Source organism: Bacillus sp. USDA818B3_A, from assembly GCF_009928415.1.
Classification (GTDB): domain Bacteria; phylum Bacillota; class Bacilli; order Bacillales; family Cytobacillaceae; genus Neobacillus.
On record NZ_JAABNN010000011.1, the window covers coordinates 95,088 to 120,297 of the forward strand.

Annotated in this window: 18 protein-coding genes; all 18 read right to left on the reverse strand. The window is 38.4% G+C overall.

Going from position 1 to position 25,210, the window contains the following annotated elements; all coding sequences use genetic code 11:
- Position 1: 1 nt before the first annotated feature.
- Entirely contained in the window at positions 2-2,848 is a 2,847-nt protein-coding gene (locus GXK58_RS17370) for an FtsX-like permease family protein (protein WP_160724426.1), read from the reverse strand.
- Positions 2,849-2,862: 14 nt separating this feature from the next.
- Entirely contained in the window at positions 2,863-3,918 is a 1,056-nt protein-coding gene (locus GXK58_RS17375; RefSeq protein WP_160724427.1) for an efflux RND transporter periplasmic adaptor subunit, read from the reverse strand.
- Positions 3,854-4,555 (reverse strand): ABC transporter ATP-binding protein, encoded by a 702-nt coding sequence (locus GXK58_RS17380; protein ID WP_160724428.1) that lies wholly within the window; start codon positions 4,553-4,555, stop codon positions 3,854-3,856. The genes GXK58_RS17375 and GXK58_RS17380 overlap by 65 nt, the downstream gene beginning before the upstream one ends.
- A 186-nt stretch (positions 4,556-4,741) precedes the next feature.
- On the reverse strand, positions 4,742-5,581 hold the full coding sequence (locus GXK58_RS17385) for a carbohydrate ABC transporter permease (protein WP_160724429.1): 840 nt from the start codon (positions 5,579-5,581) through the stop codon (positions 4,742-4,744).
- A 12-nt stretch (positions 5,582-5,593) separates the two neighbouring features.
- On the reverse strand, positions 5,594-6,541 hold the full coding sequence (locus tag GXK58_RS17390) for a carbohydrate ABC transporter permease (RefSeq protein ID WP_160724430.1): 948 nt from the start codon (positions 6,539-6,541) through the stop codon (positions 5,594-5,596).
- Between the two features lie 75 nt (positions 6,542-6,616).
- Entirely contained in the window at positions 6,617-7,915 is a 1,299-nt protein-coding gene (locus GXK58_RS17395) for an ABC transporter substrate-binding protein (protein ID WP_160724431.1), read from the reverse strand.
- 343 nt (positions 7,916-8,258) lie between these two features.
- Complete coding sequence (locus GXK58_RS17400) at positions 8,259-9,572, reverse strand: MATE family efflux transporter (RefSeq protein WP_160724432.1); 1,314 nt, start codon at positions 9,570-9,572, stop codon at positions 8,259-8,261.
- A 46-nt stretch (positions 9,573-9,618) separates the two neighbouring features.
- The gene (locus GXK58_RS17405; protein WP_160724433.1) at positions 9,619-11,730 is read right to left on the reverse strand and encodes an alpha-glucuronidase family glycosyl hydrolase; all 2,112 of its coding nucleotides are present in this window, start codon (positions 11,728-11,730) and stop codon (positions 9,619-9,621) included.
- Between the two features lie 119 nt (positions 11,731-11,849).
- Positions 11,850-12,644: a Nif3-like dinuclear metal center hexameric protein gene (locus GXK58_RS17410; protein ID WP_160724434.1), complete on the reverse strand. Its 795-nt coding sequence runs from the start codon at positions 12,642-12,644 to the stop codon at positions 11,850-11,852.
- 71 nt (positions 12,645-12,715) lie between these two features.
- A complete protein-coding gene (locus GXK58_RS17415; protein ID WP_160724435.1) occupies positions 12,716-13,723 on the reverse strand; it encodes an endo-1,4-beta-xylanase in 1,008 nt (335 codons plus the stop codon).
- Between the two features lie 61 nt (positions 13,724-13,784).
- Positions 13,785-14,756: an aldo/keto reductase gene (locus GXK58_RS17420; protein WP_160724436.1), complete on the reverse strand. Its 972-nt coding sequence runs from the start codon at positions 14,754-14,756 to the stop codon at positions 13,785-13,787.
- A 96-nt stretch (positions 14,757-14,852) separates the two neighbouring features.
- Entirely contained in the window at positions 14,853-16,361 is a 1,509-nt protein-coding gene (arfA, locus tag GXK58_RS17425) for an arabinosylfuranosidase ArfA (RefSeq protein ID WP_160724437.1), read from the reverse strand.
- Between the two features lie 128 nt (positions 16,362-16,489).
- Positions 16,490-17,419 (reverse strand): carbohydrate ABC transporter permease, encoded by a 930-nt coding sequence (locus GXK58_RS17430; RefSeq protein WP_160724438.1) that lies wholly within the window; start codon positions 17,417-17,419, stop codon positions 16,490-16,492.
- Positions 17,420-17,430: 11 nt separating this feature from the next.
- The gene (locus GXK58_RS17435; RefSeq protein ID WP_237389705.1) at positions 17,431-18,408 is read right to left on the reverse strand and encodes an ABC transporter permease; all 978 of its coding nucleotides are present in this window, start codon (positions 18,406-18,408) and stop codon (positions 17,431-17,433) included.
- A 189-nt stretch (positions 18,409-18,597) separates the two neighbouring features.
- Positions 18,598-20,265 carry an ABC transporter substrate-binding protein gene (locus tag GXK58_RS17440; RefSeq protein WP_160724439.1) on the reverse strand — a complete coding sequence of 556 codons (1,668 nt, stop codon included), beginning with the start codon at positions 20,263-20,265 and terminating at the stop codon, positions 18,598-18,600.
- Between the two features lie 105 nt (positions 20,266-20,370).
- Positions 20,371-22,140: a cache domain-containing sensor histidine kinase gene (locus tag GXK58_RS17445; RefSeq protein ID WP_160724440.1), complete on the reverse strand. Its 1,770-nt coding sequence runs from the start codon at positions 22,138-22,140 to the stop codon at positions 20,371-20,373.
- Positions 22,141-22,145: 5 nt separating this feature from the next.
- Positions 22,146-23,735 carry a response regulator transcription factor gene (locus tag GXK58_RS17450; RefSeq protein ID WP_160724441.1) on the reverse strand — a complete coding sequence of 530 codons (1,590 nt, stop codon included), beginning with the start codon at positions 23,733-23,735 and terminating at the stop codon, positions 22,146-22,148.
- 296 nt (positions 23,736-24,031) lie between these two features.
- Positions 24,032-25,189, reverse strand: a complete 1,158-nt coding sequence (locus GXK58_RS17455; RefSeq protein ID WP_160724442.1) for a glycosyl hydrolase family 8 — start codon at positions 25,187-25,189, stop codon at positions 24,032-24,034.
- Between the last annotated feature and the right edge of the window lie 21 nt (positions 25,190-25,210).

Below are 25,210 nucleotides of genomic sequence, written 5' to 3' on the forward strand. Positions count from 1 at the left end.
TTTAGTCCTCACCTAACTTAATGGCTTGATGTATACGAATTTGTTTTAAAAAGATGGCCAATAGGGTCAATCCAGCCGCTAACATAAAGAAAACAAAAAAGTAGATCTTGGTTCCGTCACTTGCTTGAAACAAGACCCGAAATGGCGGAACAATTTCTTTCGGATCAAATGACAGCTGAAAGAGAGGGACAAATAATGTACTTGTCAGTTTACCTAGGATCACTCCCAAGAAACATGCTGCACCTGATGTAAAAATTTGTTCCCACAGTAAAATACTGATTAATTGATGATTTGGCATTCCCATCGCAAGATAAACACCATATTGCAAGGTTCTCGATTTAATCGTTAATACCCAGTAAAGAATAAATCCAATAAAGGTGACTAAAAGAGAGACAATAAACCCTAAGGTCAAGGTTCCATTTAAGCCCAATAAAAATGCGCCATTTTTGAGCTCAATAATCTTCGGATTGATATCGCTTATTCCCGTAACTGGCAGCTTCTTATTGCTGATTTCCGCATACAAAGAAGCCCTTGAGACATTTTTCTTTACTTTCAACCAAATTTCATAAGGTTCTAAGCCCATCGTATTCTGGATATAAGGGAGATTTGCCACAATTAGCGATGCCCCGTCGCCAGTATTTTCTCCTTTTTCTAGAGGGTTAAAGGAAGGCCAGTACTCTACTATTCCAAACACCACAAATTCAACAGGAATAGAATTTTCTGATTCGATTGTAAAATAATCTCCTACCTTGATTCCCAATTCACCCGCAATAGATTTTGAGATTAGCACGCTGCTAGGTTCACTTGATAATAAATTAAGATAGTTATACCAATGATGCGGTAATAACGACGGTTCAAACCAGGCTGTCTTGCCAAATTCCTTCGGTTCAATCCCCATTAGGCTGGCCGAGTAAATTTTTTTTCCGTTTCCTTCTACTTTCATACTTTCCTTTCGATACACCTTTGCCGCATGTTCCGCACTTTTTAATTTTAAAAAGGGGTCAAATGGCGGTTCCGAATATACAACCTCCTGGACAGAGGCGGTTTCATTCTCGGTTCCTTTCCCATTTGCAGCTGTTGGGGCCACAGGACTTGGTTCGTTACTATCCCATTTTATTTGAAGGGAAATATCGGCCCCATTCTTATAACGAATTTGCTGTTCAAGATTAGTATTGATCGTTCTTGCCGAACTGGCACTGAACACACCTAATCCAATCGTCATGATCAGGAACAGCATTAAAAACTGATATTGTTTTGATGAACGGCTTACTTGAATAAAGGTGCTGTAAAGAGGCAGTGACCAAAATCGGCCGCCCATTTTTCCTAATGCTTTCAAAATAAATGGGTAAATTCTTAATATCAACAAACCCATTCCGATAATGAATAAGGCTGGGATAAAGAATAACAGTGGGTCGACCAATAATTCACCATCTGCATTTGATAGAGTCATTAATTCTTTTTGTCTCTGCTTAAATGTAAATAACCCATATATCGATATAACTACTAGCAATACATCAATAATCATTAAAAGCCAGTTCTTGCTGCTTTCAAAACGGGCTAAATGTTGTTTATGATGGACAATACTTTTTTTAGAGGCCTGGTAGACAGGAATCATTACCATCAGAATAGATATGGCTACAGCACAAAAAGCATAAAGATACGCTTCCTTACTAATCTCTAACTGTAAGCTGGATCTCTGAATAAACTCCAAAAATCCATTGGAGGCTCCCAGGATGTTGCATAACCATAAACCTAAAAAGGGTCCGATTATCAAAGCAGCCAGCCCAAGTAAGCTGATTTCCAGAAAATAAATCCACACGATTTGCTGCCTTGTTGCTCCCCTGCTTGCCATAACGGCAATTTCATTTAACTGGCGGTTAATGATCAGCCGTACCACCATAAATAAGTAAATGGCCATCATGATTAGGATAGGAATGTTTAACGACCAAAGCATGGTTGTTAATTGACGTTCTTTGTCTAAGTATCTTGCAAGGATATATTGAATAGGAAAATCCACTAAAATCATAGATTTGTTAACCTTACTGACCTTCTCCTTCACGCTGTCTTCCAGTCTTAATAAGTTAGGAATATGACTCGTATTAATGGACTGATAATCAAAAGCGGAATAAAACCGGCTGTTTCCTAGTAAATTCTGCTTTTCTGTTAGGAATAGTTTTCGGAATTGCTCCTCCGGCAATATAAAGTCATCAGTGTATCGATCAGGTGAGGTTTCCCAGTATGGATCCCGCTCACTTTTGGCTTTGAACGTCCCCACCGGCCGAACGAGTATCTCTTGTTTACCTTCGATGGCTTTTAAGACTTTGTTTAAAACAATCTTCCTTTTATGTAAGCTCCTTTCCGGAATTAAAACTTCATAAATTCCGTCTTTAACATTTTCGGAAGGCAATTTTCCGTCGGTGATGATTATATGTTTTTCTACATCCGACAATGTGACAATTCTGCCGAAATCTTGTTCATCTTGTGAAGCTTCATCCGATAAGGATATTTTTAAAGGAATGGTACTAATTGAGTTCGCCTTTGCAACAACCGGCAGGCCTGCCTCTTCAATTAGTTCTTCATTAATATGTTCCGCCTTTATCAAAGATTTTGCTGGGCTTGACTCTGTTTCAGTTGAAATTCCAATGGAAAAGGAAAAACCTCCGGGAAATTGATTGTTTTTTGCTTGATACTGCACCAATTCTTTTGTAAGTAATTTATGTAATACTCCTGATGTGTAGGTAGGGATGCTCGAAACGAGAGCAACCGTCAGTAAGAGGCCGAGGAATAAGCTGCCTGTGAGCCATGGATTATTCAGCATCTTTCTAAAGATAATTTTTACTATTGCCATTCGCTCATTCCCCCCTACTTCAGGATGACTTGATCCCCTTCGTTTAGGCCCTTGATTACTTCCACTTCCGTAGCAGAAACAAGACCAGGCTCAATGTCAATTTCTCTTTTTGTATTCCCTTGGAGTACTTGGACATAATTTCTTCCTATTCCCGTTCGCAGTCCGCTTTTCGGAATCATCAGAACTTTATCCTTTTGTTGTGTAATAATTTCAAAATCTAGGGAATCCCCAACTTTCGATTGTGCCGGTAAATCTTCAATCCGTACAAAAATACTGCGTTGCTGAACGTCATCATTTTGTTTAAGTGCATCTGCAGGCACTTCATTAGGGGTCTGAACAACTTTCCCCTTTAATTCTTTGCCGTTCACTAAAACATGTACAGGCATTCCCAATTTGACATCTGATAGTTCATTTACACCCGATGCCGTATACATTAGCTGTAAATTTGATGTTTCTGCAACTTGTACAATCGATTGATAGGCCTGAACCTGGTCCCCTGCCTTTAATTCACCCACAAAGGAAACAATTCCATTGATCGGAGAAAGCAGTTTGGAACTCTCCTGTACTTGCTGCAGTTTTTGCAAACGGACTTTTGTAATTTCCACATCCAGTTTTGCTTTCTCAATTGAATATTTGTCTGCCCCCTGTGCCTCAAGCTGTTGTAATTCTATATTTACCTTTTCCAACTCCAATTCCGCCTGTTCGATATCAAAAACAAGGTTTCCATTCTCCAAATCTACTAGAGTTTGCCCCTTTTTCACCAAATCTCCTTCAGCCACATAGACCTTTTGAATTCGCCCTCCCGACTCGCGATAATACAAATTTTGGCTGCCAACCGGAACCAAACTCCCCATTCCTTTAACTCGCTTTACGATTGTTCCTTTTCTTACTTCAGCCGTCTTATAGTCGATTTTTGCCGGCTCAATCAGCGGCGGGGCAAGAGTGCTTTCTTCCTTTGGGAAAACGGAACAGGATGTTAACCATACAAGCGGGACAATCAGTAAACTATTTCTCCATAATGACTTCTTTTTGATCATATGTAATTTGACCGTTTTCCAATGAATAAACATGGTCTATCACCTCTAATATCCCGGTATCATGTGTGGTCATCACAATGGTTGCCTGGTTTGTTTTCACTAGTTCCTTAAAAACTTCAATCATTTGAAAGGCCATTCTGCTATCAAGTTCGGCAGTCGGCTCATCCGCTAAAATCAGAGCGGGGCCAGGGGCAATGGCTCTTGCAATGGCGCATCTCTGCTGCTCCCCTCCAGAGAGCTGATACGGGAGATGCTTTGCTCTTTTGGTCAATCCTACTAATTCAATTGCATCCCTGATTTTTTTAGGACGCTCAATGGACGGAACCTCTGCAATGCGAAGAGCGAATTCGATATTTTCTTCTACTGTCATAAGCGGAATTAATCCAAACGATTGAAAAATAAATCCAATACTTGTTCTTCTTAGCTTTTCTTTTTCCTTTTTGGAAAGTCCGTTTATCAGCTTCCTATTAAAATATATTTCTCCGCTTTCAGGTTCATCCAAGGCACCTAATAAATTAAGGAGGGTTGTTTTCCCCGAACCTGATCTGCCTTTTAATGCAATTAAACTATTAGGTTCAATTGAAAGACTGATCCCTTTTAAAACCTCAACCTTTTGATGGCTTTTTCCAAAGGAGTAATGAACATTGCTAACACTGATTACCGGCTCCATACTCTCTCCCCACAACTTGATTATTCTAAAACGTTTTACTTGCATTAAAGAACGAAACATGGGCATCGGTGCCCATGTTTCATTCCTATGCGCAAGTTATCTAAAGATATCATGCTGCCTATGTATTTAAGATAATATTCTAGGGGGATTTTATGTCCCCCTGTGTTGAAAAACCTTACTTTGACCTTATTTAATAGATCCTTCTGTTAATCCGGCAATAAATTGCTTACTAAACAGTAAGAATACAATGAGTATTGGCAAAGTGGCCAAAAATGTTCCATTAAGGATCATTGCAAAATCTTGGAAATAGGCACCGTTAAGGGTCCTTAAGGCAATTTGGATGGTTTGAACACTACGGTCTTTCAGGACAACCAGAGGCCATAGGAAGTCATTCCATACACCCATAAAGGTAAGCAATCCTAATGTAGCTAATGCTGGACGAACGGATGGGAGTGTAATATTCCAATACAAACGGAAATTAGAACAGCCGTCTATTCTGCCTGCGTCCATTAATTCGTCAGGAATCGTCGCCGAGATATACTGCCTCATCCAGAAAACCCCAAAAGCATTTACCATCCCAGGAACAATAATCGCATTTAGGTTATTAATCCATCCTAATTTACTCATAATCATATAGGAAGGAATTAATCCTAGTTGAGAAGGTACCATCATTGTGGCAAGGACAAAGAGAAACCAAAACTTTTTCCCCTTAAATTGTAACTTAGCGAAAGCAAAGCCTGCTAAAGAACAAAAGAAGAGAACCGTAATCATAACAGTTGTAGAGGAAATGACAGAGTTCCCAATCGCTGCAAAGAAATCAATATTGCTGAACACCTTCTGAACATTCACCATAAAGTTTGCACCCGGCAGCATCGCTGGCGGAAATTTGTTTACAGCTGAAGTGTCATGTGAGCCAATGACCAGCATCCAATAAAATGGAAAGATCGATAAAAATGTGGTGAAAATCAAAACTGCATAGACAATAATTCTTCCTGGGCTATACCACTTTATTCCTACCTCTTTCATGCTCTCACTTCCTTAATCGGCAGATTTAATTCGATTTGTAACTAATTGGTTAACAATCGAGAAAATGACAATGATGATAAATAACACCCATGCAATCGCAGAAGCATATCCAAATGAGTTGCGGACAAAGGCCTCTTCATATAAGTACAATGTCAATGTGAGACCTTGCTTTACCGGCCCGCCCCCAGCACCTGAAAACATTAATGGTTCGGTAAAAACCTGCATTCCACCAATGGTTGAGAGAATAACCGTAAAGATAATCATTGGACGAATCATCGGAATCGTAATTTTAAAGAATTGCTGTGCTTTGCTTGCACCGTCAATGGTAGCGGCTTCATATAAATCCTTAGGAATACTTTGAAGTGCAGCTAGATAAATGATGGCATTATAACCTGTCCATCTCCACATAACCATGATCGATATAGCTACATGAGTACCAAAATAAGAAGCTTTCCAGTTAATTGGGTCAATCCCAAAGAATGAAAGAAAATAGTTCAGAATGCCGTAATTCTGGCCAAAGATAGCACCAAATATGATTGATACCGCCACAAGAGATGTGATATTGGGTAAGAATACGGCGAGACGAAAAAACTGTCTTCCCTTTAAAAATGCCTGATTTAAAATAAATGCAAGTACCAGCGCCATAAACAATTGAGGAAGAGTGGAGATAATCCAGATACTGAATGTGTTTCCTAGGGCTTTCCAAAACACTGGATCCGTGAAAAGCAATGTATAGTTTTTTAAGCCAATGAATTCTTTTGTACCTAATATGTTCCATTTAAAAAAGGAGATATAGGCTGTATAGATAATCGGGAAAAGTCCGAAAATACCAAACAAAATAAAAAACGGAGAAATATATAAATAACCGGAAACATTGTCCCTGATACTTTGTTTTATATACCTTTTTTCCTTTTTAATCACAGACGAATTTTCTGTATTCACATCTGCATTTACTGCCATTCATTCTCCTCCTCTCATTCTAAAAATTAGAGACTGATATAATCTATCAGTCTCTAATTTTTTCATAGGCCCCTATTATCGGCTCAACTCACGCTCAAGTTGATCCATTGCCTCTTTCCAGCTCTTCTCAGGAGTAGATTTTTTATCACGTACACGTTTGATTGAATCTCCGATAATTTTTTCAATCTGAATCGATTGAGGTCCTTCGATAATTGGTTTTACTTGCTTAGCTGCTTCTGCGTAAATCTTTCCTACAGGGGCATTATTAAAATAATCACTTGTTAGATTTTGTAATTCATCGGATTCATAGACTTTTGGTGTTGAAGGGAAGTTACCTGCTTCTTTAAATGTCACTAACTGCTGTTCTGGAGATAACAGCCACTTAATTAATTTATAAGCTTCTTCCGCATGTTTGGATTCTTTTGGAATTGTTAAGAATGAACCTCCCCAGTTCCCAGAGCCTTCAGGAAGCTGAGTAATATCCCATTTACCAGCGGCATCAGGAGCATTTTCTTTCATGAATGTCATCATCCAGGCAGGCGCCAATAATGTAGCGAAATCGCCCTTTGTCATGCCTGTCCCCCACTCAGGTGCAAATTGATCTAGATTTGTGGCGAGACCTTTATCAATAACTTCTGTTGCATATTTATAGGCTTTTTGAATTTGCGGATTGTCTTTTACAATTACTTTGCCATCTTTATCAAAATACTTTTCATTGCCCTGGCCTTCGATTACAGAGTACATTCCATTCGCTGTATCAATCATAGCCTTGCCAGTTTTTGCTTTAATTTGTTCACCCACTTTTATGTAATCATCCCATGTTGTCATTAATTTACCCACTTCATCACGGTTCGTTGGAAGACCAGCCTGCTCAAAAATATCAATCCGGTAGGCCATGGCCTGAGGCCCAATGTCCGTAGGGATACCTAATAAATATTTCCCGTCTGCGGTTTGTGCTTGCTTCCATTTCCAATCAAAGTAATCCCCTTTAATATCCTCTGCTCCTAAATCATACAGATTATAGAAGTGCTCTGGATTCGCTTTCATTTTATCAATCCCTTTAACCTCTACAGCAGAGATATCAGGTGCGCCGCTGCCGGCTGCTAAAGCTGTCGTTAAATTATTATGAACATCATCAAAACTTGAAGATTGGATATCTACTTCAATATTATTTTCTTTTGCATACTGTTTAATCTGGTCTTCAATTCCCATACCAGGCCATAGCCAAATAGTTAGTTTCGTCTTACCGCCGCTTCCGCCGCCGTCTGCTGTTCCACCTGAAGTGTCCTTTGCTTGACAGCCTGCCATTGCTATTAGCAGCAGCAAACTCAAGGCTAATACTAGAATCTTTCTAAAACGAAACTTCTTAAACATCCTAATACCTTCCCCCTTTTTTATAGTTCTCTTAACATAGTTTTTCCACCAAACTATGTGTTTTCATTATATTCTGACAACTAAACCTCTGTCAATAAATTCCTTGCAAGCGTTTTCATTTTATTTCGACATATTCGCCTATCGTTTATTACTTTATTCTACAATTGCTATTACTATTAATTTTTCTCATAGTCTTTTTCTATTAACTTTTCTAATACGTTTCCATAAAAAAACCCCACCTTTTTACTTTTTAAGGCGGGGGTATAATTTAGTAGTATACAATTTAAACGGTTGATGATACCTGACTTTGAACCAATCCTTTTTTCTCCCATACTCTGCTCTTTCATCTAAAGTACATGGTGATCCCTCTAAACCACTCATCGACAATAAAGGCAATCCAAATACCAGGCAGTCCGAATCCGAGATGGATCCCCAAAAAGTAAGCCAGTGGGACCATAACTCCCCACATAGAGATAACGGCCATTTTAACAGAGATCGTTGTATCACCAGCTGCCCTTAGTGAACTAATCACGACTAAGTTAAACGTTCGGCCTGGTTCAAGAATCAAACAAAGTAATAATAGTTTGCTTCCCATTGAAATAATCTCTTTATCCTCTGTAAAAATCCCGAGCAGGGACTCCCGGAAGAAGGAAATAAGTATGGCTACCGCAATGGTGATGGAAAAGCTGTACTTTAAGCTTTTTAATAATTGGTGATAGGCACCATCAAAATCACGGGCACCCACCTTATAACCTATTAAAATCTGTGTCCCCTGACCCATGGCCAAGCCAAATAAAAGAATATAAGAATTGACATTTTGTGTATAAACACGGGTGGTTAATGCGGCTGCACCAAGGATCGCTATGATGGACGTGACGACCAACTGACTGGCGTTAAAGCAGAGTTGTTCACTAGCAGCCGGTATTCCAATTTTTAAGATTTTTTTCACCTGTGTTCCATCAATTGTTAGAAAATCCTTAAATTTTATATTCATCGGGATCCTTCTATACATGATCCCAATGATGACCAAAAGGGCTGCCGTTCTACTAATTCCCGTTGATATTGCCGTTCCTTTGACACCCATTTCAGGGAATCCCAATAACCCATAAATTAATAGACTATTAATGGCTAAATGAACAACATTCATGAACATGGATACGAACATCGCATCCTTTGTATAGCCATTTGCCCTTAAAATAGAGGATACCGTTTGCAGTAAAGCCTGAATAAACAGAGTTCCCCCAACAATTGAGAGATATTGTTTTCCTAAGCCGGCAAGATGTTCCGGGAGATGAAAGAAGGCCAAAAACTGACTTTTAAAAATAACCATGATTAAGCTTATCACTAAACCAATGGCGAAATTTAGCATGATTGAAACGGTCGTTACTGTTTTTGCCTCGTCACGCAAACCTGCCCCTAGATATTGGGAGAGAACGACAGCAGTCCCCATTGAAACAAAATTGAAAATGAGGATTGTAAAAAATATGAGTTGATTCGCAACCCCAACTGCTGCTACGGCATCATCCGAGATATGGGAAAGCATGATCGTATCGGTGCTGCCCATAATAATTTGAAGAAATAGCTCAATAAAAATCGGCCAAGTGATCGAAAGTAAACTCATATTAGGAGACATTCCCTGATTTTTTGCTATACTCATTTTTTATCCCCTTTTACATGAAGGTACATAACATTAACACATTGCCTTAATATATTTTTCTGTTTTGCTCATCTGTAATTCCTGATTTTCTATAGAAATAAGTGTTAATGATATCCCGCCACTCTTTTGAATGTGATACTTGCTCTTCTAATCGACTTAACACATCTTCATAACGTTCAGTATCGATACGTCCCTGTAAAGCTGTCCATTTTTCTCTTAATTCCTCTGCTTCTTGAACACCTTCAAAGTGAGTATTGTAAATATGTTGAATAACTGTCACACCGGATTTCAACCTATGTGTGTATGGTACATGATGGAAGAACAACAGCAATTCATCCGGACAGGTTTCTAGTGATTCGTACATTTCCGTATTTTCTTTAAAATACTGAGCCGTATAACCCGTGCCGGTTTTCGTGGTTCGATCGACCCCAATTCCTTGGCAGTCAGCAAAATGATACGTACCCCAAACCGAGTATTCATACCCATCGACATTCGGCCCGTAATGATGATGCGGATTGACCATCCAGCCTACTCCAAGCGGGGAGGTATAATGTTCGTAAATTTCCCATGATTTTAAGAGCATGTGGCAGATATATTCATTCACCTGCTCATCTTGACCAAACGTTTGCCCAATCCATTCAGTCGTAATCGTCTCTGCTTCAAGGTCTGGATTCCAAGTTAAACGGCCAAACCCATAAAGGTTTGCTTGTGCCAGCGTATGGCCAGTCCAATTATAATCATTACCGATGTTTGAAACGGCTGTTATACCTGAATATCGGTAATGGAACATGGATCCGTCGACAACATGTTTAACAGGTGAGCCTTCTCCATTTGCAAAGGTGTCAAAATCTAAGATTTCCTTCCACTGGGGAACTAAATAGAAAAGATGTCTTTGCTGTCCTGTATATTCTTGTGTCACTTGGAACTCCATCATTTGGTTCGTTTGCGGCATGGCTCCCAATAATGGGGAAACGGCCTCCCGTACTTGGAAATCCATTGGCCCATTTTTTATCTGCAAGATGACATTTTTATGAAACTGACCATCAAGAGGTTTAAAGTGATCATAAGCTGCCCTTGCACGGTCTGTTGAACGGTCACGCCAGTCCTGCAGACAGTTATAGACGAAACATCTCCAAATGACTAGACCGCCAAATGGCTCTAACGCCTCGGCGAGCATATTAGCGCCGTCCGCATGATTCCGGTTATATGTAAATGGTCCAGGACGGTGTTCTGAGTCTGCTTTGACAAGGAAGCCCCCAAAATCAGGGATATAGCGGTAGATTTCCTCCGCTTTATTTTCCCACCATTGTTTCACCTCTGGGTCCAATGGGTCGGCCGTGTCCAAATCACCCAGTTGAATCGTACTTGCATAATTGATGCTAAGGAATGTTTTAATTCCGTAAGCTCTAAAAATACTCGCTACTTCGGCTACTTGTGGAAGTAAGCTGCTAGTTATTAAATTAGTCTCTACTTGATGGACATTTACATTATTAATCGAGATTCCGTTAATCCCTACTGAAGATAGCAATCTAGCATAATCCTGAACACGATTCAGTTCCTCAGTAAATACGTTATCTTTGAAGAAAATGGATTGACCTGCATAACCGCGCTCAATACTGCCATCCATGTTGTCCCATTGATTAATCATTCTTAATTGATTTTTGGGACATTCGATTAAATTTATCTCTTTTAATTCTTGTCTATTTTGCATCAGCCGTAATAAATGAAAAGCGGCATATAATACCCCGACATCTCTTTTACCGATCAAAAACATCGTACTATTATCGGTTGTCGTAACCAATTTGATGCAGTAACCATCATCGTTGATTTCTGCAAAATCCACATCAATACTTTCGTCTAGAAGGGGTAAGTCCTTTTTCGTTATTAATACAATCCTGCCTTTATGCTTGGATTCCGATGAGATTTGTGGTTGAATATCAAGCATGGACGAAATGGCTGAACAAAGCTCTTTTTGGGCAGATTGGATTACAATTGAATCTGACAGGCTTTCAATACTTGATCCCCATTTTTGGTACTCTTTTGCCAGTATGACATCATCTATTTTCTTATATTGCAGCCATGCCGCATAGCTCTCTTTATGATTGGCTTTATATTGTTCGCTGATATTTAACTTTTTAGCGGGGATTGTATTCTTCATATGTCATCCTCCATTCAGCAATATGGTTTGTTTGTCGTACAAACTATGTTAATGTTTTTTTAGAATCATAGATTTACTAACGCAATGGAATATGCTTTTTCTTACTTATCTTTTTCATCTCATTGAACTTGGAATAGAGCCTTTTCAGGAATGAAATGTACTGGTATGGATGGATAGATAGCTTGGAGCCTTCCAGCCAAATATTTCATACCAGGCACTTCACTTTCGGCATGACCCAGAACCATTAACGCTTTTTGTCTGCCTTGAGATATTGCATCTCTAACATACTCCGGGGTCTCCCATTCAGGGCCTTCTCCTGTAATGATTAAATCCAGATTTTCCTTCTCATAGAGCGGGATTGATAGTGTGCCTCCGCCTCTGTATCCAGCTAACAAACCGATACGAGTGCAAATTCCAGAAATGTCTCCCACAGTTCGTACGAAACCGATTCCGAGCTTCCCTTTTACATATTCAGCAATCTCCTTAACAGACATTGCTGGTATTTTGACGATGGTCGCTGCCGGTTGATTCTCTTCCACAAACGAATCCCATCCCAATGCCTCCAGTAAACCAACCATAATTCCATCGGGGTGATAACGGTGAAAGTAATCATGAAAACGATAAATGGCTATCCCCGACTCCTCAATAAGCTGGCGTTTTTCTATATAGACCTGGTTATTTTTCAATATTTCCAAATGATCATTGTGACTATAAAATAAACCTTCATGGGTAATGAGCAAATTTGCGCCTAAACTTATTGCCTGCTGGATCACCTCATGTGTGGCCATAAATGTGATCGCAATCCCTTTAACTTCCATGTTCGGATTACCCGTTTTAAGAGTGTCGACGGTATTTGGTATTTCCTTAACCGGCTCCATTAATTTATCGAGGATATTTTGTACGGTAATCGTCATAAGTTCACATCCTTTTCGAAGAAAAAACATTATAGAAAGAGCTGCCAGTCATGAGGCAGCTCTTTCTATATTTAATTAAAGTTAATAACCTTCCAAAAAGCGTCTTTTGGCTGATGATTTTCATCAAACAAAAATGGCCAATTTTTTCGGCCTCTTACCGGAAAATCATTTAACCATGTGTAGTCATCGGCAGCACCCCAGAACGTTACGGCTGTAATTACCTCTTTATATTCTCTAAGTAATTCGAATACCTGCCGATATCTTTGGGTCTGTAGTTCAATCATTTCAGCAGTTGGTGCTGTAAGGTCTGTCCGCTTATCTTCATGGTTGAAAACGGATATATCCAATTCTGTTAGCTGCAGCTTTAATCCAAGGGATGCATATCGCTCAATGGCCGCACGAATGTCTTCCAAGCTTGGGTTTGTTAAGCTCCAGTGTGCCTGAAGACCCACACCATGAATAGGAACCCCTTTTTCAACTAACGATTTAACAAGCTGATAAATCTTCTCCCGCTTTCCTGGGTTGGATTCATTATAATCATTGTAAAAAAGCAATGCATCCGGGTCGGCGGCATGTGCATATTCAAAGGCCTTTTCAATGTAATCTTCGCCGATAATGTCGAGCCATTGCGTTCTTCTGTACAATTCAGGCCCTTCGTCCGTTACTGCTTCATTTACTACATCCCAGCAGTAAATTTGACCTTTATATCTTTGCATGACCGTATTCATATGGTCTTTCATCCGTTGTAACAATTCATCCCTAGTAACCTTTTCTCCTTGAGTATTGTGAAAAACCCATTCAGGAGTTTGATTGTGCCACACCAACGTATGCCCACGCATTTTCATTCCATGGGTTTGTGCAAATGCTGCCAATTGATCGGCTCTTTCAAATGTGAATTTTCCTTCTTCCGGTTGTAATAACTCGAATTTCATATCATTTTCTGCTGTAATACTATTAAAATGTTTCACTAATAAATTCTGCTGTGTTTCAATTGTTCGAAGGTTTACCGCTGCACCAATGTCAAATTTGCTTTCATAGACTTTCTGTAAAGAAGGAACCTCAACACTTGTCTTTGCCATAAAGAATCCATCTCCTATTAACATATTTTTATATGTTGTTATACAATCAACAAAATTTTATTTATGCCTGATAAAAATTACGAATCCACCTGTGAGCTTTCAGCTTCGTAACCGCTTCTTGAGAAAGCCCTTTTCCGTCTCCAACCTTACAATTCCTTTCGACATTTTTGATCGTACGCATTCCCGGTATAACGGTAGAAACTGCAGGGTGGCTTAAAATATATCTTAATGAAGTTTCAGCCATATCCTCGATAGAAATGTTAAGATCTGTTACGATTTCTTGTACCCGGTTGTAGACTTCAAGTTTCCTATAATCCTTAAAATAATGATTTCTGAAATCTCCCTCATCAAATCGACTTTCCGGGGTGATCCTGCCGGTAAGTCCCCCTTCATCCAGAGGTACACGGGCAATAACTCCGACATTATGTTTTTCACATGCAGCAAACAGCTTATCTTCCGGGCTTTGTTCAAAAATATTGTAGATAACTTGAACAGTATCAACCAGGCCTGTCTCAATCAGCTTGATAGCATTTTCAGGCTGGTGGTCATTAATAGAGACACCAAAATATTTAATTTTTCCCTGCTTTTTCAGCTTTTCAATTCCTTCCAGCCAGTCCCCCTGATTTACCCATTCGTCAGACCAAACGTGAAACTGTTGGACATCGATTCTTTCGACACCAAGATTGCGCAAGCTCTCTTCCGTGCAGGAAATAATATAATCTGCCGGGAAGGCCGCTTCTGCAGGAATACCAGCCGGAGCAGGCCATTTTAAATTTTTAGGAGGAATCTTGGTTGATACATAAATCGTTTCCTGACGTTCTCTTATTACTTGTCCAACTAAGCGCTCACTGTGTCCGTCCCCATACCCTAGGGCGGTATCTATAAAATTCAGGCCAAGGTCAATGGCCTTGTTAAGTGCCTTTATGGATTCTTCATCGTTTGCTCCCTGCCATCCGGTATTCCCAATACCCCAGGCGCCATAACCAATCTCGGAAACTTTTAAACCTGTTTTTCCAAGTAATCTGTAATTCATGTGAATTCCTCCAGTTTTTTACTATCATTTACATCTCAATAACTCTATTTTCCAATGAGCTAATACATTATTAAAAGATATGGAAATGATTAAAAACTATTTACGTTTAGCCAGCCTGATCACATTCCAGGATAATTTCGGCAAGACAGCTGAAATCAAACCATTTTCAATCACGGCATTCCCATTTGAATGTGGCGCTACTGGTGTGCCCTTAGCGGAATTGGTTTGTTTTAGGTCATCGTTTTCAAGCACGATGTGCTCCACAACCTCATATTCATCAAAATTACGAATATCGCACTCTAGCTCCAAACCTTCGTTTAAATGACGGTTTACTGCAAAAATGGTTAACTGTTCATTTTCTTCATTATATACAGCTGTTGATTCTAAATAAGGTACATCTGTAAAATCTTTGCTATCGTATTTTGGACTTGAAATAATGGGGTTCAAGGAAACGCCGCGTCCAAATACAGAGGTGTGCATATATGGATAGAAAATAGTCTGTTTCCAGGCAGGTCCATTTTCTTCGGTCATAATAGGTGCAATTACATTGATCAACTGGGCAAGACAAGCAATTTTTATGCGGTCAGCATGCTTTAATAACGTAATCAGCATACATCCAACTAATAAAGCATCCTCAAAATTATAATGATCTTCCAGTTGCGGAGGTGCAATGCTCCAAGGTTCAATTTTCCTATCCGCATCATTACTGTGGTACCAAACATTCCATTCATCAAAAGAAAGATTGATATTCTTCTTGCCTCGTTTTTTCGCTTTTATGTAGTCGGCTATGGAAATGACTGAACGGATAAAGTCATCCATTTCGAGGGTCATTGCCAAATAATTAGAGATGTCATTATCACGATTACCGTAGTATTGATGAAGCGAAATAAATTCAACATGATCATAGGTATGATCCAAAACAGTTGCTTCCCAATCTGCAAACGTTGGCATCCCTCGGCCGGAGCTTCCGCAAGCAACAAGTTCAATGGTTGGGTCAACCCACTTCATCACCTTGGCTGCTTCGGCAGCAATTCTCCCGTATTCTTCAGCCGTTTTACTGCCAATTTGCCAAGGACCATCCATTTCATTACCCAGGCACCAAGTTTTAATTTTATGCGGCTCTTTAACCCCATGTGAAATCCGCAAATCACTATAATAAGAACCGCCCGGATGGTTGCAATATTCTACTAGATTTCTTGCAGCATCAATTCCGCGTGTTCCTAAGTTAACGGCCATGTTTACTTCTGCATTTACCAACTTTGCCCATTTCATTAACTCATTTGTACCAATTTCATTGGTTTCAGTCGTGCGCCAAGCTAAATCAAGCCTGCGTGGGCGCTGATCAACCGGCCCTACTCCATCCTCCCAGTTGTAACCGGAAACAAAATTCCCTCCTGGATAACGGATGATAGGAACCTGAAGCTCTTTTACCATTTCCATCACATCTTGACGGAAACCATTTTCATCTGCCTGCGGATGACCGGGCTGATAAATCCCGCCATAGACGGCACGTCCCAGATGTTCGATAAAAGAACCGTAGATACGATTATCAATCTCAGAAATTTTAAAATCCTTTTCAAGAATCATTTTTGCTCTTTGGCCCATATTGTCCATCCTCTCATTAGTAAGTTCATTTAGTTCATTTAGTTCATTTAGTTTTTTCAGTTTATACTTTATAGAATTCCAAAGTATTAAATTCAATAAAAAAGGGACAAATTGTCCCATTTTTTAAATCAACCCTTAACTCCACCTAATGTTAAGCCTTTAACAAAATATTTTTGCAGGAACGGATAAACCATGATAATCGGTAAGCTCGCTATGATAGTCATAGTTGCCCTTATGGAAGTAGGAGTTACTGAGTTTGCATTTGCGCCACTGCTCGCAAATGCATCTGCCGCAGTCTTACCTGACATAGAAGCATTTGAATTTTGTAAAATTTTCATAAGCTCATATTGCAAGGTACTTAGTTCAGGAGAAGAAGAATTGTACAAGAAAACATCAAACCAAGAATTCCATTGGCCAACAGCAACAAACAATGAAACCGTTGCTAACACAGGAAGAGATAATGGTAAGACAATTTTTATAAATATAGTAAAATCTCCTGCTCCATCGATTTTTGCTGATTCGAATAAACTCTCCGGGATGCCTTCAATGAAGGAACGAATAACAATAAGGTTAAATACGCCGATAATCCCAGGGATAATATATACCCAAAAACTATCTAATAAATTAAGTTCTTTGATAAGCAAGTAATTTGGAATTAAACCGCCACTAAAATACATTGTTAGAACAAAAGCAATGGTTACAAATTTTTTAAAGACAAAATCCTTTCGACTAATGGTATAAGCTACCATTGCTGTGCCAAGTACTGATGTCAATGTTCCGATTAGTGTTCTTAAAACTGAAATCATAAACGAATGAAAAATACTTGATTCCCCAAATACATATTTATAATTGGACCAGGTAAATTCCCTCGGCCAAAGATAAATTCCTCCCTTTATGGAATCATTAGCATCATTCAGGGAAACAGCCATCTGATTAATAAAAGGATATAACATCACTACACATAGGAAAAACATAAAGGTATAGTTAAAAATATCAAAAATATAGTCTCCTGCACCTGTATGGTTCTTGGTTGCTTTGAAAAATCGTTTCTTTTCCATAAAATCCCCTCCTAGAAAAGCCTTGGCTGGTCAAACTTTTTGGCAATACTGTTTGCTGCAAATAAGAAGATGAAACTTACGACTGTCTTAAAGATCCCCGCAGCAGTGGCAAGTGAAAAGTTACCTAGAGAAATACCGTACTTTAAAACATAAATATCAAGGTTTTCCGAATAGTCGAGGTTTAATGGATTACCTAGTAAATATTGGGCTTCAAAACCAGATTCTAAAATATATCCCAAATTCATAATAAGCAAAATAATAATCGTTGGTTTTAAAGATGGCAGCGTTATATGTTTGATCCGCTGCAATCTAGTGGCACCGTCAATATCAGCTGCCTCATATTGCTCTGGGTCAATCATCGTAATAGCAGCCAAATAGATAATGGTGTTCCAGCCTACGTTTTTCCATACATCAGAAGCACCAAGGATTCCCCAAAACCATTTCTCTTTGCCTAGCCATAGAATGGGCTCATCTACAATTCCTAATTTCATTAATACAATATTTACAATCCCATTATCGAGTGAAAGTGCATAAGAAACGATACTTGCAGCAACAACCCATGAAATAAAATGTGGCATATAGCTAATGGTTTGGACAACTTTTTTAAACTTTAAAGCTTTTATTTCGTTCAATAATAGTGCTAGTCCAATAGCTGTGACAAACCCCAATACCAGGTTAATGGTGCTCATCCCTAAAGTATTACGAAGTACCCGGTAAAAGTTCGGGTCATCAAATAAAAATTTAAAATGTTCGAATCCTATCCACTCTTGATCAAACAAACTTCTTGCGGGTTTAAAGTCCTGAAAAGCAATGGACCAGCCCCATAATGGAATATATTTAAAAACAAACAGCCAAATTAAAAAGGGAAAACTCATTGCAATTAGTGCTTTTTGGGACATTACCTTTTTCAAAAATGTTCCTTTAGTTTTTTTCGATTGAACCGGTATGGAAGAATCCACTACATTCTTTGTTTCAGTCTGAATCTGCATTTTTACCCCTCCTCTTAAAAAACAAATACATACAAAACTCAATCATCATAAGCCACACCTTAGATACTCCTTCTCTCTCCAACCAAGATGAGGCTTATAATCTCGATGATAAAACATTTTAAAAAAACAGGAAGCCGATCAGCCCATTTGGCAAGATCGGCCTCCGTTACGCAAGTTAGTTAGTTTAAATTACTTAGAGTTAGACTTAGACATTTCAATCAGCTTTTTAACTTCCGTCGTCATTTTCTTCTCATAAGCTTTTACATCGAGAGCATTGTACTGTTTTACATACTCATTCCAAACAGAATCAAATTTCGAAGGAGAGGCTAAAACTAACTTAGGGAAATATTTCTTTTCTAAATCAGTTTGTCGTTGAGTGAAGATATGCTCCTTAGAACCTTCTTCCAACTGAATACCCCATGCTGGATACCAAGGGCGCTCATCTGGCTTAGCAAATAAATCTGAGAAAACCTTAATTCCATATGCATCAAGCAATTTCTTGTCGCCTTCATCATAGGACAATTGCGCTACTTCGACTTGTCTTCTAGGTTCATATGCATTTCCGTCAGATAATAGTCCATTTCCGCGAGGCCAGCCCCATTCATAAATCTTAGAACCAAAATCTTCTCTAAACTTATCGTCAGCTGTTTGGGCGATTTGTTCTGGTGTACGAACGAAACGGCCTTTATCATTCACATCATATGTTTGCCCTTTAATTCCCCACAAAATTAGCTTTTGGTTTTCTTCTTTAACCATATTGTCCAAATATTTTATAATTCTTACTGGATCTTTTGCACTTACTGTGATACCTATACCGCGGTTACTTACAAAGTTAGGCGGATCTAAATATTGATCTTTTGTATCTTTATCAAATACAATTGGTAAAGCCATATAACGCTTATCATCTACACCAGCATTTTTAAGATTCGTTTCTGCCTGTCCAATTTGCCAGCCGTAATCAAAGAATCCAAGTACACGGCCTGAAGTTAATTTAGCAAGATATTCATCATAGTTGCCAACAAACGATTCTTTATCATATAAACCTTTGTTGTTAATTTCATTCAATTTCTTTAAATAACGCTTAGTATCTTCATTATTACCGTAAACTTTTGCTTCATGTGTCTTCATATCAACCTGAACGCCGCCATCGTTTGGATACCCGGCCAAGTGATTTGGCGCATTTGAAATTGCAAAGAATCTCCAATCATAAGTTAAAGATGTAAATCCAATTGTTGATTTGCCATCTACTTTCGGATGTTTCTTTTGATACTGTTCAATTAAGTCGAAATATTCATCAAGAGTTTTTATTTTCGGATAGCCTGCCTCTTTTAAGACCGCACGCTGAACCCAAAATGCACCTTGGTCAATATTAGGATTTGGTAGATATCCTTGATAGGCTTCCATAGGAAGGAAATAAATCTTTCCATCTTTATCTTTCATTTTATTCATATATGGGCCATATACCCTTTTAATATTCGGAGCGTGCTTATCGATTAAATCAGCAAGATCAATAAATGCACCTGCATCTAGGATTTTAGGTAATGCTGCATCTGGAACTAAAAGATCAGGATATTTACCACTTGCAATCATGGTCCCGATTTTTGTGTTAATATCACCGACAGCGTATTCTACCTTAAAGTTAACACCAGTTTGTTTTTCAAGTTCTTTCCCGATAACAGTTTCGTTCGTATTTCTGTCTTTACCTGCCTGAGCAGCGTTATAATACGAGAATGTGACCTTTTCCTTACTTCCGGAATCACTTGGCTTTCCGCTGGCACCTTGATCTTTTGAGCAGCCGACTGCCGCAAGTATCAGCATTACCAAGGTGAGTACAGCTACAATTTTTTTCCTTACCATTTTCTAGCCCCCCTATTTATTTGGTACATCCTTATTATAGTTTGTAAGGGTTTACATCTACCATTAAAAAACTAAAGGTGTTACTTAGGAAAGTATAGATGGTTTTTATGAAACTTTAGTTTTTTGAACTTTTCTAGTTTGATTGGGAATCTTTATGATAATAGTCGTTCCTTCCCCTTCTTTGCTATCCAGCTGGAAGTGAAATTGATCCTGATAATAAAGCTTCAATCGATAATACACATTCTTGATTCCAATGCTTTTTCCCATATCACTCTCATTTTTAAGTTCATTAATCAATTGATGCTTATTGGATTCCGACATCCCTACACCATTATCGCTGACTTTACAGATTAACAGATTATCATGAGATGAAATATGAACCTCGATTTTACCATTATCCTTCAACGGCTCAATTCCATGTATACTTGCATTCTCGATAAATGGCTGCAGTGCCATGTTTGGTATGATACATCCTTCCGAACCTGGTTCGATATGAATCTCATAATCTAGCTTATCCCCAAAGCGGTATTTTTGTATTTCCAAAAAACTGATAATTAGGTTTATTTCTTCTCGGACCGTTACCATATCTTTCCCCCATGTCAAGGAGTTCCGAAACATTTTCGCCATATTATGAATAATCTTGGCTGTCTCTTTCTCCTCCTTCATTAAACTTCTCATGCGAATGGTTTCTAGAGCATTAAATAGGAAATGAGGGTTTATTTGGCTCTGAAGGGCACTAAGCTGAGCACGATTTCGTTTTATCTCCATCTCTTGTTTTTGGATATTGGCCATAAATACATCCTGGATCAATTCCTTTATTTTTCCTGTCATCCGATTAAATTCGCTCGTTAAGATTCCAATTTCATCCTTATATCCCGGGTCCGGAATCATTTCAAAGTTTTGATCGCCCATCTTTTTTACATGCCTCAATATACGCCGAAGTCGTCTTAAAAAGGATCTGTTGATTAAGATAATGATGATAGTAGGTAATAAGATATTGATACAGGCTAAATAAATAATGAAGAGCCCTGACTTATACAACGTTTTAATCATCATTTTTTCAGAGATTGTTCCAACCACTTTCCAGTTTTGGGGATACGTATTGTCCAAGTAAGCAGTGGTTAGGATAACGGTTTCCTTTTTCTTTGAAACATCATTGATATAAATCTTTTTCTTGTCAAAGTCTATACCTTTTTTTGTTGTATACTCAATCTGCCCCTTATCATTTAATAGATAGACATCCCCTTTAAAGGTAATATTATTAAAAATGTTTTGAATCACGGATGGTTTGATATCTATTTTTACTATTTTTTGTTTGTAGTTAAAATTAAAATAATCAAGCTTCCTAATCACACTAAACGTTTTCGTCTGCTCTTCCAGTGTTGATTGCAATACAATTGGTGTGGCATTTTTCTCCTCCATGATTTGCTTATACCACTCCAAATGTTTAATGTCACTTATGGGATAAACTCCCCCTGAATAGATCATTGTGGGGTTATCGGTATAAAAACGAATGGAATTTATGGACGGATTAATCGGACTTGACTGATATAATGTTCTTAAATAAATCTCATAGTTTTCAACGTAATCAACATCCGATGGATAATTTTTCTCTAGAAAGTGATTAATATTTGCACTCGTGTAGAAGGAGGATGATATCCCCACGGCGATGTCGATAATATTCCCCAAATCTTGGCTAATCTGTTTAAGTGCCAACTCCGAGTCATGCATTTGCTGCTGTTTTACATTATTAATTGTAACGGTGTAAAAAATAATATTGGTTAAAACGATCGGAAAAAATACAGAACAAATATACATGATTAATAATTTTTTACTTAATCGTACATTATGAAAACTAAATTTTGTTCTTTTCATGGTGACTATAACTTTCTTTTCTCTAGGAGTTTATTGCGATATTCGGACGGAGTTATTTTTTCAAATTTCCCAAATATCGTCACAAAATAGTCAGTATTATTAAAACCTACTCTCTCTGCAATTTCATATATCTTCAGTTCCGATTGTCTCAGCAATTTTTTCGCCTCATTAATTCTTACTTGCAATAAATAATCTTTAAAATAAATCCCATATGTTTTCTTAAATAGTTGCCCTAAATAGACAGGATTCATATAAAACTTTGCTGCGATGGATTTTAAGCTAATATTCTCCCGATAGTGTGAGTCTACAAATTGTTTAATTTTATGCGCCTCACCATCCGAAGATTGTTTACGAAGGATGGTGATCATCTCTTTACTCTCTAGCACAAATTCTAAAAATTGTTTCCTAAGCTGTTGTAGTGTTAAATTATAGTTTTGCAGTTGAAGCATCGTCTGGAAGTTTGTTAAATTTGATACTTCCCCATCCATATTCTTAATAATCTTTAAAATCGCATGTACAAATCGGTTGATGGATGCTTTCACTGCTACTCGAGCCATTCTTTTCGAGGCAAACTGAAGGAAAATTTTATCTATTGTTTCCATAATGGCTATGGTTGTATTTTCTTCTATTTGCTCGATTAATAGATGATAATAAGAATCCTCGAGTTCTGTATAGGTAATGGATTTATTGTTTTCTATTTCCTTTGAAAGAATAATATTTTTATCTTCGTAAACATACTTATACTCGCGTGCATTTTTGGCTGCTTCAAAAGAATCTTTTAACAAATGTAATTTAGGAACAACAGGTCCAATATAAAAGGTGATCGCTTGAGACATTGTGCTGATAAGTTGTCCATTTATCCATTTCACAAAATGACAGATTTGCATTTGGAAACGATCTAGATAGCTGGAAGGAATTAATAATCCATAACTTCCTTGTTCTAACTCTTGAAAAAATAACCTCACATGAGGATCACAAATATCGCGGATAATTTTAGTGATTTTTTCCTTCACTTGATTATCAGGGGCCGCTTCACTTGAAGATTCGGGAATTCCGTTTACCTCCAAGATAAGATAATAATATTCGTCTGCATTGTTCAACGACAGTTCTCTTGAGAAAACGCACGCATCTTCCTCATTCACTTTTCCAAAAATCAGATTTTCAAGTAAGACAGCTTTTTTTATTTCAATGTTCTGTTCAAGTACGAGCTTTTGTTCCGTTATTGTATTAGCTAGTGATCGCAAGGTTTCTTCTATTTCTTCCTGGTCAATCGGCTTTAGGATAAAATCATGTACTCCATAACGTACCGCTTGTTGGGCGTATTTAAAATCACTATGACCGCTTATTATAATAAATTTAGGATGATATCTCTCTTCTTTTTGCATTACTTGTTTAATTAACTCTAATCCATCCAAAACAGGCATACGGATATCAGTTATGACTAGTTCAGGATTTACTTCATCAATCATTACTAATGCATCTTCACCGTTTGCTGCCTCTCCTGCAACCTCAAATCCACATGCTTTCCAATCTATTAAACTTCTTAATCCTTTACGGAAATAATTTTCATCATCAACTAAAATCACTTTGTGCATGTCGAATCAACTCCAATTAGCTGAAATTAGTGAATAGGTGCGATCAGACTTATTAAACGCTTACATTACTAAGCACCCAGCATACCTGATTTTTTTACGATACGATTTTCCGAGTGTTGCAAAATTCAGAATTTTTCATAGAAAAACAGGTTATTTTGTCAAAAAAACTTGTTTAATATCATTTTATCACGAAAGAAAGTATAATAGATTCTATATATTACAAATTTTTGAAACTATAAAAGAAACCCCTCGTACCGTTAGTTTGAGGGGTTTCTTCATTGGCATCTTTATTTGAATTACGGTTTGAAAGGCATCCAAATTTTATAGTTTCCGCTTAATGCCAGCAAACTGAAAAAATACAAACAGTTATCGTAATACCGTCGTACCCCAGTCCGAACCGGTGTATTCCAGAACAACTCCACCCATTTTAAGCGGTCAGGGCCATCTGCTGCAAGAGATGCCATCGCATTGGTCGCAAGTAAACCGACTGGATGCAAGGATTTTTCCTCGAATGGTTCACCCGCAATCGTATAACGGCGGTAATCAGCTGGATCCTTATCTGCAAAGAAGGCTTGAAGCTTATTTGCCTCTTCTGTTTCCCATGAATCCCCTCTAAACCACTCATAGTCAAGGCCAATATTCGCAGCAACCCGATAGGCATCGCTAAAGAAATGACCATAACCTCTTTCATTATTAGGGGTGCCATCATAGTAGGCATACTCTGGTGCTAAGCCTGTTTCAGGATGACAGGAGATTTTTAGATACTCCCGGCTCGCCTTGCTTGCTTCCATCCAGAACGGACAGTCCTCTTCATAAGCCCACAAAGCAAATAATTCATAGAAATGTGGTAAATGATAGGAAGGATCTGAGAACTCACAATTAGGGATAAATTTGATTAATTTATTTTCCGTGTTCCACATCGGGAAGCCAACACCATCTTCGCCCTTATGCAGGCAGGTCCGGAGAATGTCTTTTGCCTGAACACTGTAATTGAACGGCTCTGGGCCATCTCCCCAGCGGTGGGAGGCAAAGAATAGGGCCATGGCGAAGAACTCTTCCCCATCGGGTGCCGGGCCGTACGCGTTTTTCTTTCCATCAGGCTGACAAGACCAGGCAAAGTAACCTGCGTTTTCTCCTTCCGTCATATACATGTTTTGATATGTCCACTTCCAAAGCTTGTCAAATACATCTCTATGATCCATTTGTACTGCCATCATCATCCCATAAGACATACCCTCTGTCCGGACATCGAGGTTACCGGTATCGAGCATGTAGCCTAGATCATCTCCGACAGGATGATAGATTCTTGTATCTTCATCCCCATTAAAAAGCTGTTCCCAATTATCTTTGATTCTTTGATGGATTTCTTCGTCAGTTTTGCCGATTTCTTTGAAGAGATTACGATATTCCCCAGTGTAAAAAGACCCTTCTAGCTTTCTAACTACATTTGTCATAGTTCCCCTCCGGCATTAGAT